The sequence below is a fragment of the Streptomyces bottropensis ATCC 25435 genome, from assembly GCF_000383595.1.
GTDB lineage: Bacteria > Actinomycetota > Actinomycetes > Streptomycetales > Streptomycetaceae > Streptomyces > Streptomyces bottropensis.
The window spans coordinates 4,803,663-4,817,319 of the sequence record NZ_KB911581.1; the positions used below are offsets into that span (position 1 = coordinate 4,803,663).

At 71.0% G+C, this 13,657-nt stretch carries 10 protein-coding genes; 6 read left to right on the top strand and 4 right to left on the bottom strand.

Going from position 1 to position 13,657, the window contains the following annotated elements; genetic code table 11:
* Positions 1-28: 28 nt before the first annotated feature.
* From STRBO_RS0121220 to hypE, 3 genes are read left to right on the top strand one after another with little or no spacing between them, the layout of a single operon-like run.
* Entirely contained in the window at positions 29-334 is a 306-nt protein-coding gene (locus STRBO_RS0121220) for a HypC/HybG/HupF family hydrogenase formation chaperone (RefSeq protein WP_020114736.1), read from the top strand.
* Positions 331-1,461 carry a hydrogenase formation protein HypD gene (hypD, locus tag STRBO_RS0121225; protein WP_005474030.1) on the top strand — a complete coding sequence of 377 codons (1,131 nt, stop codon included), beginning with the start codon at positions 331-333 and terminating at the stop codon, positions 1,459-1,461. The genes STRBO_RS0121220 and hypD overlap by 4 nt, the downstream gene beginning before the upstream one ends.
* Positions 1,454-2,542 (top strand): hydrogenase expression/formation protein HypE, encoded by a 1,089-nt coding sequence (gene hypE, locus STRBO_RS0121230; protein ID WP_005474029.1) that lies wholly within the window; start codon positions 1,454-1,456, stop codon positions 2,540-2,542. The genes hypD and hypE overlap by 8 nt, the downstream gene beginning before the upstream one ends.
* Positions 2,543-2,602: 60 nt before the next feature.
* Here the strand turns inward: hypE and STRBO_RS0121235 are convergent, their stop codons facing one another.
* The 3 genes from STRBO_RS0121235 to STRBO_RS0121245 form a co-directional block, all read right to left on the bottom strand.
* The gene (locus STRBO_RS0121235) at positions 2,603-2,986 is read right to left on the bottom strand and encodes a hypothetical protein (RefSeq protein ID WP_020114737.1); all 384 of its coding nucleotides are present in this window, start codon (positions 2,984-2,986) and stop codon (positions 2,603-2,605) included.
* A 149-nt stretch (positions 2,987-3,135) separates the two neighbouring features.
* Positions 3,136-4,281, bottom strand: a complete 1,146-nt coding sequence (locus STRBO_RS0121240) for an RNA polymerase sigma factor (protein WP_020114738.1) — start codon at positions 4,279-4,281, stop codon at positions 3,136-3,138.
* A gap of 8 nt (positions 4,282-4,289) precedes the next feature.
* Positions 4,290-4,697, bottom strand: coding sequence for a YciI family protein (locus STRBO_RS0121245; protein ID WP_005474026.1), 408 nt, complete (start codon positions 4,695-4,697; stop codon positions 4,290-4,292).
* A gap of 426 nt (positions 4,698-5,123) precedes the next feature.
* Between STRBO_RS0121245 and STRBO_RS0121250 the strand changes: the two genes are divergently transcribed.
* The 3 genes from STRBO_RS0121250 (at position 5,124) to STRBO_RS0121260 (ending at position 12,574) form a co-directional block, all read left to right on the top strand.
* Entirely contained in the window at positions 5,124-9,392 is a 4,269-nt protein-coding gene (locus STRBO_RS0121250; protein WP_005474025.1) for a HAMP domain-containing protein, read from the top strand.
* Positions 9,393-9,468: 76 nt separating this feature from the next.
* A complete protein-coding gene (locus STRBO_RS0121255) occupies positions 9,469-12,024 on the top strand; it encodes a SpoIIE family protein phosphatase (protein ID WP_005474023.1) in 2,556 nt (851 codons plus the stop codon).
* A gap of 130 nt (positions 12,025-12,154) precedes the next feature.
* On the top strand, positions 12,155-12,574 hold the full coding sequence (locus tag STRBO_RS0121260) for an ATP-binding protein (protein ID WP_028796773.1): 420 nt from the start codon (positions 12,155-12,157) through the stop codon (positions 12,572-12,574).
* A gap of 54 nt (positions 12,575-12,628) precedes the next feature.
* Here STRBO_RS0121260 and STRBO_RS0121265 read toward each other — a convergent pair whose 3' ends face one another.
* The gene (locus STRBO_RS0121265) at positions 12,629-13,480 is read right to left on the bottom strand and encodes an RNA polymerase sigma factor SigF (RefSeq protein ID WP_005474021.1); all 852 of its coding nucleotides are present in this window, start codon (positions 13,478-13,480) and stop codon (positions 12,629-12,631) included.
* Between the last annotated feature and the right edge of the window lie 177 nt (positions 13,481-13,657).

The following is a 13,657-nucleotide window of genomic DNA, read 5'->3' on the forward strand; positions in this document are numbered from 1 at the left end:
GCGCGACCCCCACAGTGAGGAGAGGCTCATGTGCCTGGCGGTACCCGGCAGAGTGCTGGACATCGAGGAACGGGAGGGCACTCGGATGGCCACCGTCGACTTCGGCGGAGTGGTCAAGGAGGTGTGCCTGGAGTATCTGCCCGACCTTCAGGTCGGCGAGTACGCCATCGTGCACGTCGGTTTCGCCCTGCAACGGCTGGACGAGGAGTCGGCGCGACAGACGCTCGAACTCTTCGCCGAACTCGGCTTGCTGCAGGAGGAGTTCGGAGATCCGTGGGAGACGGCGGCGGCGGAGGCGGGCATGGACCCGGTGGAAGAGGTGCGCAACCCGTGAAGTACATCGACGAGTTCCAGGACCCGGAGCTGGCGCGTCGGCTGCTCGACGACATCCATGCCACGGTGACCAGGCCGTGGGCGCTGATGGAGGTGTGCGGAGGGCAGACGCACAGCATCATCCGGCACGGCATCGACCAACTCCTGCCGGAACAGGTGGAGTTGATTCATGGGCCGGGCTGTCCGGTGTGCGTGACCCCGCTGGAGGTCATCGACAAGGCGCTGGAGATCGCCTCCCGGCCGGAGGTGATCTTCTGTTCCTTCGGGGACATGCTGCGCGTGCCGGGCACCGGCCGGGACCTGTTCCAGGTCCGCGGCGAGGGCGGTGACGTACGGGTCGTCTACTCGCCGCTCGACGCCCTGCGCATCGCCCAGCAGAACCCCGACCGCGAGGTGGTGTTCTTCGGCATCGGCTTCGAGACGACGGCACCCCCCAACGCGATGACGGTCCATCAGGCCCGGAAGCTGGGCATCGGGAACTTCAGCATGCTGGTCTCCCACGTCCGCGTCCCACCGGCCATCGAGGCGATCATGTCCTCGCCGAAGTGCCGGGTGCAGGGCTTCCTCGCCGCCGGGCACGTCTGCAGCGTGATGGGTGTGGGGGAGTACCCGGAGCTGGCGGAGCGCTTCCGCGTGCCGATCGTGGTGACGGGCTTCGAGCCGCTGGACATCCTCGAAGGGGTGCGCCGGGCCGTCCGCCAGCTGGAACGCGGTGAGCACAGGGTCGACAACGCCTACGCCCGTGCCGTCCGGCCGGAGGGCAACGCGGCCGCCCGCGCGATGCTGGAGGACGTCTTCGAGGTCACCGACCGGGCCTGGCGCGGGATCGGAGTGATCCCCGACAGCGGCTGGCGGCTGGCGGCGAAGTACCGCGACCACGACGCCGAGCACCGGTTCGCGGTCGACGGCATCAGGACGGCCGAGCCCGCCGCGTGCCGCAGCGGGGAGGTCCTCCAAGGGCTGCTCAAGCCGCACGAGTGCGAGGCCTTCGGCACGCTGTGCACCCCGCGCACCCCCCTGGGGGCCACCATGGTCTCCAGCGAGGGCGCCTGTGCGGCGTACTACCTCTACCGGCGCCTGGACATGCCCGCCACCACCGAGGTTCGGGAGGCGAGCCCCGTTGTCTGACACCACCGCCACCGGTCTGCCCGTCCACGCCGCGCCGGACATCGAGGCGTGGACCTGTCCGGCGCCCGTACGTGACCGCCCCCGGGTCGTCATGGGCCATGGCGGCGGGGGAGTCCTCTCCGCCGAGCTGGTCCAGCAGATCTTCGCGCCCGCCTTCGGTGGCGAGGTGCTGGCCCAGATGGGTGACGCGGCAGTCCTCTCCCTGGGCGGAGCCCGGCTGGCGTTCTCCACCGACACCTACGTCGTACGGCCGCTGTTCTTCCCCGGCGGCAGCATCGGGGACCTGGCGGTCAACGGGACCGTCAACGACCTCGCCATGAGCGGCGCCCGCGCCGCCTACCTCTCCTGCGGATTCGTCCTGGAGGAGGGCGTGGAGCTGGACGTGGTCACGCGGGTCTCCCAGGCGCTCGGTGCCGCCGCGCGCACGGCAGGCGTGGAGGTGGCCACCGGCGACACCAAGGTGGTGGAGGCCGGCCACGGCGACGGGATCTTCATCAACACGGCGGGCATCGGCCTGGTGCCGGCGGGCGTGGACCTGCGGCCCCAGCGGGTCGTCCCCGGCGACGTGGTCATCGTCAGCGGCGCCATCGGCGTCCACGGGGTCGCGATCATGAGCGTGCGCGAGGGTCTGGAGTTCGGCGTGGAGATCAAGAGCGACTGCGCGGCGCTCGGCGGTCTCGTCGACGCCATGCTCGCCGTCACCCCTGATCTGCACGTCCTGCGCGATCCCACCCGGGGCGGCCTGGCCGCGACCCTCAACGAGATCGCGGCGGCCTCCGGAACCGGTGTCGTCATCCAAGAACGCGACGTACCGGTCCCGGCGGCCGTGGCCAACGCCTGCGCCATTCTCGGCCTGGACCCCATGTACATCGCCAACGAGGGCAAGCTCGTGGCCTTCGTCCCGCGCGAGCACGCCGACGCCGTCCTGGAGGCGATGCGGGCCCATCCGCTGGGCGCGGACTCGGTGATCATCGGCGAGACCGTCGAGGCGCATCCCGGCATGGTCGTGGCACGAACCGGACTGGGCGGGACCCGCGTGGTCGATCTGCCGATCGGGGAGCAGCTGCCGCGGATCTGCTGACGGGAGCCTCGCGGCTCCCCGTCGAGGATGCCGTCGTCCGGACGCCCGGTGGGCCGGTGCCTACCGGTGGCTGGACGGCGGTGAGTCCTGGGGGTCCACGCCGGTCGAGGAAGAGGCGTCCCTGGCGCCGCTGGGGCGCTGGGAGCGGCCCTTGGGCCCGGTGTCGCGGCGGCCCTTCTCGTCCGCGTCGCCGTACTCCTCGCCGCGTGTCCCGTGACTCTTCGCGGTGTCCCCCGGGACGGGCTTCCTCTCCTCCGCCGACTTCGTCCGGCCCCGGCCCCTCTCCTCGGCGTGCTCGGCCGTACGGAAGGAGCGGGGAGCGCTCGGGTTGTCCTGCTGGCGCGTCTCGTCCACATCGGGCGACCAGCCGTGCTGCCCGGTGCCCTCGTGGCGGCTGGGGCCCTTCCCGTGCGGGGGCTCGGACGCTCGTGATTTCTTCGACATGGGCCGACCTGCCTCTTCCTGGTCGAGGGGACGCCGGTGGTGGCATCGCCGCGCTGGGTGGAGTACCCCTTCTCATTGCATTTAAGTACTATCAGTGCATTTCCGGCACTGGCGCGAGTCGATGCTGCGGCGAAGCGGAGTGCGCCGTGTCAGCCGCGCAGGCGGGTGTTGAGCCGGGCCGCCTGACGGGTCAGGTGGTCGCGCTCGGCGAGGTCGGGCGCCTTGCGGGCCGCCTCGGCGTACAGCCGGGCGGCCGTGGCCAGGTCACCGTCGCGCTCGTGGAGATACGCCGCCACCGCGGTGTGACGCGGCAGCGAGTCCTCCAGCGCGGCGAGCGCCGCCAGCCCGGTACGGGGACCGTCGGCCTCACCGACGGCCACCGCGCGGTTGAGCCGGACGACCGGGCTGTCGGTCAGGCGCACGAGTTCGTCGTACCACTCGACGATCTGTACCCAGTCGGTCTCCTCGGCCGCGAGCGCGTCGGCGTGCAGCGCGGCGATGGCGGCCTGGGCCTGGAACTCGCCCAGCCGGTCGCGGGCGAGAGCCGTCTGCAGAATCCCGACGCCCTCGGCGATGGACGTGGTGTCCCACCGGTCGCGGTCCTGCTCGGCGAGCGGCACCAGGCTCCCGTCGGGTGCGGTCCGGGCGGCGCGCCGGGCGTGGTGCAGCAGCATGAGGGCGAGCAGTCCCGCCACCTCGGGGTGGTCGATCGCGGCCGCGAGCTGCCGGGTGAGCCGGATGGCCTCGGCTGCGAGGTCGACGTCGCCGGAGTAGCCCTCGTTGAAGACCAGGTAGAGGACGCGCAGCACGGTGGCGACGTCGCCGGGCCGGTCCAACCGCACGCCGGAGACGGTGCGCTTGGCCCGGCTGATGCGCTGCGCCATGGTCGCCTCGGGCACCAGGTAGGCCTGCGCGATCTGGCGGGTGGTGAGCCCGCCGACGGCGCGCAGCGTGAGCGCGACCGCCGACGACGGCGTCAGGGAGGGGTGGGCGCACAGGAAGTAGAGCCGGAGCGTGTCGTCCGCGCCGGGCGCGGGGCCGGGCGCGGGCTCCTCCTCCACGCGGTCCTCGCGCCGGCGCCGGGCGGCGTCCGCGCGGGTCGCGTCGAGGAACCGGCGCCAGGCCACGGTGACCAGCCAGCCCTTCGCGTCCCGCGGCGGGTCGGCCGGCCACACGCGGACCGCCTCGACCAGCGCGTCCTGCACGGCGTCCTCGGCCGCCGCGAAGTCGGCTCCACGGCGGACGAGGACGGCGAGCACACCAGGGGTGAGGCTGCGGAGCAGTGCCTCGTCCATCGACGAGGTCACTCCGTGATGGTGGGGTGCGCGGTCAGGAAGGGGCGCAGCTCCAGCCACTCGTGGATCGGCTTCCCGCCCGCCCCGGGGGCGGCCGACAGCTCACCGGCCAGTTCGACGGCACGTTCGTAGGTGTCGACGTCGATCACCATCCAGCCGGCGATGAGGTCCTTCGTCTCGGCGAACGGGCCGTCGGTGACCGGCGGGCGCCCCTCACCGTCGTACCGCACCCACGTCCCCTCGGGAGCCAGCGCCTGACCGTCGACGAACTCGCCGGTCTTCTCCAGCCGGGCCGCGAAGTCGTTCATGTACTGGATGTGCGCGGAGATCTCCTGCGGTGTCCACTGGTCCATCTGCACGTCGTTCACCGCGGCCGGTGCGCCTCGGTAGTGCTTGAGCAGCAGGTACTTGGCCATCGTGCTTCTCCTCGGTACTGGTGCGGCCCATTGTGGTCGCGTTCACAGCGGGGACGGAGCGGGTTGCGGGTTCTCGACAGGGTCGGCCAAGATTTTTCTCGGGATCGTGTGAGCGGCTCGTGGAGGGGCCCGCGGAGGGGGGAGTCGGGAGGTCGGGCCGGGGCCGCGCGGGGGCCTTGCCCAACCCCGCCGGGTGCCCCGCCTTCGGTCATGCATTCCCCTCCGGGCGGTATCTTTTCGGGGCGGTCGGGATGCCTGCACCAGGCTTTGGTTGTCGGGCGACAACTGAGTTAACCTTCACCGGATTTTCTCATCGGGCCGATTCGTGAACTGCGGAAATCCGGGCGGTGAGCGGGCCGGCCACGGCCCGGCGCGGGTTCCGAGTCCTCGGCGCGAGGGCTCTTGGGGAGCGGAACGAGGGTGCGCATGAGCAGCAAGACGATCGAGGCCGTCGACCGGGCCCCGGGCGAGCAGGAGCTACGCCAGCTTCTGGCCGGACTGACCGCCGTACGCGACGGCGACTTCGGTACCCGGCTGCCGTCCGACGGTGAGGGCCTGCTCGGCGACATCGCCACGGTTTTCAACGGCATGGTGGACCAGCTGTCCGTGTTCACGTCGGAAGTGACGCGGGTGGCCCGGGAGGTGGGTACCGAGGGCACGCTGGGCGGTCAGGCCGAGGTGCCGGGCGTCTCGGGCACCTGGGCCGACCTGACCGACTCGGTCAACGCCATGGCGGGCAATCTGACCACGCAGGTGCGCGACATCGCGCAGGTCGCGACCGCGGTCGCCAAGGGCGACCTGTCGCAGAAGATCGACGTACCCGCGCGCGGCGAGATCCTCCAGCTGAAGGAGACCGTCAACACGATGGTCGACCAGCTCTCCGCGTTCGCCGACGAGGTCACGCGCGTCGCCCGTGAGGTCGGCAGCGAGGGACGGCTCGGCGGTCAGGCCCAGGTGCCCGGCGTCGGCGGCGTCTGGCGAGACCTGACCGATTCGGTCAACTTCATGGCGGGGAACCTCACTTCGCAGGTCCGCAACATCGCTCAGGTGACCACGGCGGTGGCCGAGGGCGATCTGTCGCAGAAGATCACCGTGGATGCCCGTGGTGAGATCCTGGAGTTGAAGAACACCATCAACACGATGGTGGACCAGCTCTCCGCGTTCGCCGACGAGGTCACGCGCGTCGCCCGTGAGGTCGGCACCGAGGGGCGGCTCGGCGGGCAGGCGGACGTCAAGGGGGTGAAGGGCACCTGGCGGGACCTCACGGACTCCGTGAACTTCATGGGGGCCAACCTCACCTCCCAGGTCCGCAACATCGCCCAGGTGGCCACGGCGGTGGCTCAGGGCGACCTTTCCCAGAAGATCACCGTGGACGCCCGCGGGGAGATCCTGCAGCTCAAGGACACCATCAACACGATGGTGGACCAGCTGTCCGGTTTCGCCGACGAGGTCACCCGCGTGGCCCGCGAGGTCGGCACGGAGGGCAACCTGGGCGGACAGGCCATCGTCCGGGGCGCGTCGGGGACCTGGAAGGACCTGACGGACAACGTCAACGTGATGGCGTCGAACCTGACCGGCCAGGTCCGCTCGATCGCCCAGGTCGCCACCGCCGTCGCCCGCGGCGACCTCTCCCAGAAGATCACGGTCGAGGCCAAGGGCGAGGTCGCGGCCCTCGCGGACGTCATCAACACCATGGTCGACACGCTCTCCGCGTTCGCCGACGAGGTCACCCGTGTCGCCCGTGAGGTCGGCACCGAGGGACGGCTCGGCGGCCAGGCGCACGTGCCGAACGTCGCGGGCACGTGGAAGGACCTCACCGACAACGTCAACTCGATGGCCAACAACCTGACCGGCCAGGTCCGCAACATCGCCCTGGTGACGACGGCGGTGGCCAACGGCGACCTGTCGAAGAAGATCGACGTCGACGCCCGCGGCGAGATCCTGGAACTGAAGACCACCATCAACACGATGGTCGACCAGCTGTCGTCGTTCGCCGCCGAGGTCACCCGCGTAGCGCGCGAGGTCGGCAGCGAGGGACGGCTCGGCGGCCAGGCCGAGGTCGAGGGCGTCGAGGGCACCTGGAAGCGGCTCACCGAGAACGTCAACGAACTCGCCGGGAACCTCACCCGCCAGGTCCGCGCGATCGCCGAGGTCACCAGCGCCGTCGCCGAGGGCGACCTGACCCGCTCCATCACCGTGGAGGCGTCCGGCGAGGTCGCCGACCTCAAGGACAACATCAACTCCATGGTGGAGTCCCTGCGGGAGACCACACGGGCCAACCAGGAGCAGGACTGGCTGAAGACCAACCTCGCCCGGATCTCCGGCCTGATGCAGGGCCACCGCGAACTGCCCGTCGTCGCCGAACTCATCATGGACGAACTCGCGCCCCTGGCCTCCGCCCAGTACGGCGCCTTCTTCCTCGCCGAGGACACCGAACGCGGCCCCGAGCTGCGGCTGGTGGGCTCGTACGGCTACCCCGACGACACCGACCGGCCCGAGCGCATCCCCGTCGGCCGCTCCCTGGTCGGACAGGCCGCCCGCAACCGCCGCACCATCAGCGTCGAGGAACTGCCGCCGAACTACGTGACGATCTCCTCCGGTCTCGGGGAGGCCGTGCCCAGCGCCCTGGTGGTGCTGCCCATCGTGGTCGAGGACCAGGTCCTCGGTGTCATCGAACTGGGCTCCGTCACCCCCTTCACCCAGATCCACCAGGACTTCCTCTCCCAGCTGATGCCGACCATCGGCGTCAACCTCAACACCATCGTGGCCAACGCGCGCACCGACGAGCTGCTGGGGGAGTCCCAGCGGCTGACCGCCGAACTCCAGGCACGCTCCGAGGAGTTGCAGGTGCAGCAGGAGGAACTGCAGCGCTCCAACGCCGAGCTGGAGGAGAAGGCCTCCCTGCTGGCCTCGCAGAACAGCGACATCGAGGCCAAGAACCTGGAGATCGAACAGGCCAGGCAGGAACTGGAGACCCGCGCACAGCAGCTGGCGCTGGCCTCGAAGTACAAGTCCGAGTTCCTGGCCAACATGAGCCACGAACTGCGCACCCCGCTCAACAGCCTGCTGATCCTCGCCCAGTTGCTCGCCCAGAACCCCTCACGCAACCTGACGCCCAAGCAGGTCGAGTACGCCGGCATCATCCACTCGGCGGGCTCTGACCTGCTGCAGCTGATCAACGACATCCTCGACCTGTCGAAGGTCGAGGCGGGCAAGATGGACGTCACCCCCGAACGGGTGCCGCTGCGCAAGCTGCTGGAGTACGTCGAGGCGACGTTCCGGCCGATGACGACGCAGAAGAGTCTGGACTTCACGGTGGCCACCGCGCCGGGCACGCCCGTGGACCTGCTCACCGACGACTCCCGGCTGCGTCAGATCCTGCGCAACCTGCTGTCGAACGCGGTGAAGTTCACCGAACAGGGCGGTGTCACCCTGCGCATCGAGCCCGCCGCGGACCGGGAGGTGCCCACGGGCGTCCTGCGCGGCGGCGCCGTGGTGGCCTTCCGGGTGGAGGACACCGGTATCGGCATCCCCCAGCAGCAGCTGGAGACGATCTTCGGGGCCTTCCAGCAGGCGGACGGCACCACCAGCCGCAAGTACGGCGGCACCGGCCTCGGCCTGTCGATCACCCGGGAGATCGCCCATCTGCTCGGCGGCGCCGTCACCGTCGACAGCACACCCGGCCAGGGCAGCACCTTCACCCTCTACCTGCCGGTGGCACGCGCCGACTTCGAGGAAGTGCTCGACGGCAGCGCCCTGTTGACCGAGCACCCCCGCCCCGCCGGCCGCGAACTGACCCCGGCCGCCCGGCCGGACGCCGCCTCCCCAGCGGCGCCCGAGCAGCGCCGGCGCCGCCTGCTGGTCGTCGAGGACCGCCCGCGCGGACTGCTGACCCTCGTCGCCGAACGCGCGGTCGCCGACCTCACGCCCGGCGACGACCCGCTCGGCGCGATCGACATCATCACCGCGATCGGCGCCCAGGAGGCCGCGAGCACACTGGCCGCCGAACCCTGCCACTGCGTGGTCCTCGAAATCGGCACGCCCGACGGCGAGGGCGCCCGGCTGCTGGAGGCCATGGAGGGCGACTCCGCGCTCGCCAGCGTGCCCGTCCTCGTGCACACCGGTCACCGCGTGGACCTGGCGCACGAGCAGAGCTTGCGCTCCCGCGCGGAGAACCGTCCGCTGGACTTCCTCTCCAGCCTGGACGAACTGCGCGAACGGATCACCCTGCACCTGTCCGCCGAGGAGCCGGGCGACGTGCTGTCCCTGGTGCGCGCCGAGGAGTCCCAGCGCCCCGCCGCGCAGGTCGTCGACGGCGCCTTCCTCGGCCGTACGGTGCTCGTGGTCGACGACGACGCGCGCAACCTCTTCGCACTGAGCGGGATGCTGGAGCTCCACGGCTTCCAGGTCCTGCACGCCGACAACGGCCGCAGGGGGATCGAGATGCTGCTGGCCCACCCGGACATCTCGCTGGTGCTGATGGACGTGATGATGCCCGAGATGGACGGGTACTCGGCCACCGCGGAGATCCGGGCGATGCCCCAGTACGCCGAACTGCCCATCATCGCCGTCACCGCGAAGGCCATGCCCGGCGACCAGGAGAAGAGTCTCGCGTCGGGCGCGAACGACTACGTCACCAAGCCGGTCGACACCAACGACCTCATCGGCCGCGTCCGGCGCTGGCTGTCCGTATGACGGGGACACCCGCCGCCCCGCGTACCAGCCGACCGTGCGGTGTCCCCGGACACCCGAGCCGAGGAACAGGTCGAACGTGAGCAATCCCCACCAGCCGGCCGAGCCGCAGGACGCCGGGGCGCCGACGGACCAGTCGGCCGTCGGCGGCCCGGCGGCCGACACCGGCCTGCTGTCCGACGACTATTTCGGCATGCTGTCCGTGCCCCGTGACGACGTTCCCGCCGTGCCGGTCCGCCAGAAGGCGGACGAGGAGGAGACCGACGGAAGGGAAGGGGACGGCAAGGGGGTGTCGACCCCCGTGGGCCGGCTCGCCGCGACCGTGGAGCGGTTGCGCCGCGAGGTGCAGGAGGCGCAGGCCGAGGCGGACGGACGTGCCCTGGTCGAGCTGGCCAAGGGCATCCTCGTCGAGCGGCTCGGGTGCGGGCCGTCGCAGGCGGCACGCCAGCTCGCCGAGCTGACCGAGCAGGCGGGCGTGACCCCCCTCGAATTCGCCGTCGACGTCATCAACCAGGCCGCGCGCGACCGGCTCTCCGAGGTCACCACCACTTTCCTCGCGATCACGGAGGGCCGCCACGAGGCCTCCGAGGCGCCGGGGGGCGACTCCCCGGCCGTACGGCTGCGGACCGCCGAGAGCGGCGCGCTGGCCGCCCACGACGCCCAGGCCGTGGCCGACTCCCTGCTGGAACACGCTCTGACACCGCTCGGCGCCGAAGCGGTGGCCATCTGGGCGCTGGGCGCCGACGGCTCCCTCACCCTGGCCGGCAGCGCGGGCTTCCCCGCCGCGGAGGCCGCCCGCTGGCGGTACGTGCCTCCGGGGGTCGCCACGGTGGCACGCCATGGGCTCGGCGAGCGAAGGGGCCACTGGATCGGCTGTCTGTCGGAGACCGGCCTGCCCTCCATCGGCCGGCACCACCACCCCGACGGCGGCCGCGTCGCCGTACCCGCGGGCACCGGCGGCCGCATCCACGGTGTGCTGGAGATCGTCTGGCCCACGCCGCTGCAGGACCAGCCCCCGCAGATCGTCCGCCAGATCGAGGCACTGGCCGAGCTGTGCGCGCACGCCCTGGAGACCAACGTCCCGGACCGCACCGACGAGGAGACGCGGGCCGCGATCCTGCCCGACGTCGCCGAGCTGATCAACCTGGCCGACGGCCTGCACGACCCCGCGCTGGTGCTCGTCCCGTACCTGGACGCCACCGGACAACTCGTCGACTTCCGCATCCAGCACGTCAACAGCCGCTTCCTCGACCCGGCCGGCCGGCCGCGCGGAGTCGTCAACGGAGCCCTGCTCCTGGAGACGTATCCGATGGCCGCCGGCGAGCGCGAGCTGTTCGGGCAGGTCGAGCGGGTCTACGCCACCGGTGAGCCGTTCCGGGCCCGGCGCATGCGACTCACGTCCCTGGTGGACGAGGTCCCGCTGGCGGCGGTGGCCGACGTCAACATCAGCCGGCACGGCGGCAGCGTGCTGCTCATCTGGCGCATCGAGGACGAGACCGCCCGGCTGGCGAGCCTGTTGCAGCACGCCCAGCGCCTCGGCCGCATCGGCGGCTTCGAGGAGAACCTCCTCACCGGCGAGATCACCTGGAACGGTCAGCTCTACAGCCTCTACGGCAAGCCGTCCGTCAGCGGCCCGGTCCCGCTGGAGGACCTGCCCGCCCATGCCCACCCCGACGACGCCGTCGCCATCGGCAGGTTCCTGCGCACGCTGCTCCACCACCGTCGCCCCGCCTCCGCGGCCTTCCGGCTCCAGCGGCCCGACGGTGTCACCCGGCACATCCGCGTCGTGGCCGAGCCGGTCCTCGACTCCGACGGCCGGCTGTTCGTCGTCCGCGGCGCCTACCAGGACATCTCCGCCCACCACTGGACGGAGGTCGCCCTCGCCGCCACCCGCGACCAGCTCGCCCACTCCGAGCAGCAGGCGAGCGAACGCGACCGGCTCACCCTCCAGCTACAGCACGCGATCATGCCGCCCGCGCAGGCCCCGCTGGAGGCCCCCGGACTGCGCGTGGCCGTGCGCTACCGGCCCGCCGAGACCCAGAACCTGGTCGGTGGCGACTGGTACGACGCGGTGGTCCTGCCGTCCGGGCTGGTACTGCTGTGCGTGGGAGACGTCGCCGGGCACGGCATAGAGGCCGCCACCAGCATGGTCGTCCTGCGCAACGCGCTGCGCGGGCTCGCCGTGACCGGCGCGGGGCCGGGCCAGTTGCTGTCCTGGCTCAACATGGTGGCCCACCACCTGACCGGCGCCGTCACCGCCACCGCGGTCTGTGGCCTGTACGACCCCGACCGCCACACCCTGCGCTGGGCCAGGGCGGGCCATCTGCCGCCCGTTCTGGTGCGCGCCGGTGAGGCGACCCCCCTGCCCCTGGTCAAGGGGCTGCTGCTGGGTGCGCTGCCCGATGCGACGTACGAGGAGAACGAGACCCAACTGGCCGTCGACGACACCCTGTTGATGTACACGGACGGCTTGATCGAACGCCGTGACCGGTCCGTGGAGGAATCACTGGCCCAGCTGCTGACGGCCGCGCGCACGGTCCCGCCGACGCTCGACCAGCAGCTGGACCGTCTGCTCACCCACAGCAAGTCCGACACGGACGACGACACCTGCCTCGTGGGCGTCCAGGTGACCTAGGACCCTGACGGAGCCCTGAGGGCTCGGAACCGGACGACGGGATCTCATCGGCCGACGGGACGTCTGTGAACGCCGTCGGCGGGCACACGAGGGGTACGAGGTCGGTTCCGAGGACAGAACGGGGAAGCCGGTGACGATCAAGGCGAAGGGCTGGGCACATTCGTTTCCCGTGTCCGGGGGTGTGCGGGCCGGCCGACGGTGGACACGGAGGCAGGTGGAGTCCCTGCCGTGGACCGCCGCCGAGCCGCAGACGGTGGACGCCATCGTCCTGGCCGTGTCCGAACTGCTCACCAACGCACATGTCCACGCGCACAGCGACGCGCATCTGATCCTCACCTGGGACGGCGAATGCCTCCAGGTGAGTGTCCATGACGAGGACCCCACCCTGCCGCGCCAGCGCAATCCGCAGGCCGGGGAGGTCTCCGGCCGCGGCGTGGGCATCGTACGGATGCTCGCCGACGAGCTGGAGATGAAGTGCCAGCGGCACGGCAAGACGGTGTCGGCGTGCTTCCGTCCGGCCGGTACCGGCCGGACGGGCGACGACCGCTGAGCCCCGGTGACGACCGCCCGGGACGGACGGCCGGCCGCCGGGACGCCGCTGGGTTCAGTTCGTGCTCAGCATGCCCCGGCGCAGGCGGGCCAGGGTGCGCGAGAGCAGACGGGAGACGTGCATCTGCGAGCAGCCGAGGTGTTCGGCGATCTGGACCTGGGTGAGTTCTTCGACGAACCGCATGTGGATGATCCGCCGGTCGCGTTCGTCCAGCTCGGCGAGGAGCGGGGCGAGGGCGTGGAAGTCCTCGACCAGCTCCATGCCGGCGTCCTCGCTGCCGATGAAGTCCGCGAGCGCCGCCTCCCCGGTCTCGTCACCGCCGATGGCGGCGTCGAGGGAGGAGGAGTTGTAGCCGTTGGCGGCCAGACGTGCCTCGATGACCTCCTCCTCGGAGAGGTTCATCAGCTCGGCCAGCTCCTTGACCGTCGGGCCGCGGCCGAGGCGACTGCTGAGTTCGTCGGTGGCGCGGGCGAGTTCGACGCGGGCCTCCTTCAGGCGACGGGGCACGTGCACGGCCCAGGAGGTGTCGCGGAAGAACCGCCTGATCTCTCCGACGATGTAGGGGACGGCGAAGGTGGTGAACTCCACCTCGCGCGAGAGTTCGAACCGGTCGATCGCCTTGATCAGGCCGATCATGCCGACCTGGACGATGTCCTCCATCTCGTCCGCGCCCCGGCTGCGGAACCGGCCGGCCGCGTAGCGGACGAGGGAGATGTTCATCTCGATCAGTGTGTTGCGCGCGTACTGGTATGCGTGGGTGCCCTCTTCGAGGACGGCCAACTGCTCGAAGAACAGCTTCGACAGCGATCGCGCGTCCCTGGGTGCCACCTTCTGCGGATCGGAGATCTCCGGCAGCTGAACGGTGGTGTGGTCGACGCTCGTCCCAAGACTCGTTGTCGCCGTCATCCTTGCTTTCCTCCCTCGCTGGCCAGCCGGCCTCCGTCCGTGGACTCGGGGCCGCCGGCGTGCCGCCTACCCCGTCTGCCCGCAGTCATGCGTGCGTATTCACGAACGGATCCGAGCGCCGACGAAGTTATACCGAAGTTATACGATGACGTGTCCGTGGCCCGCTGGGGCAGCCAG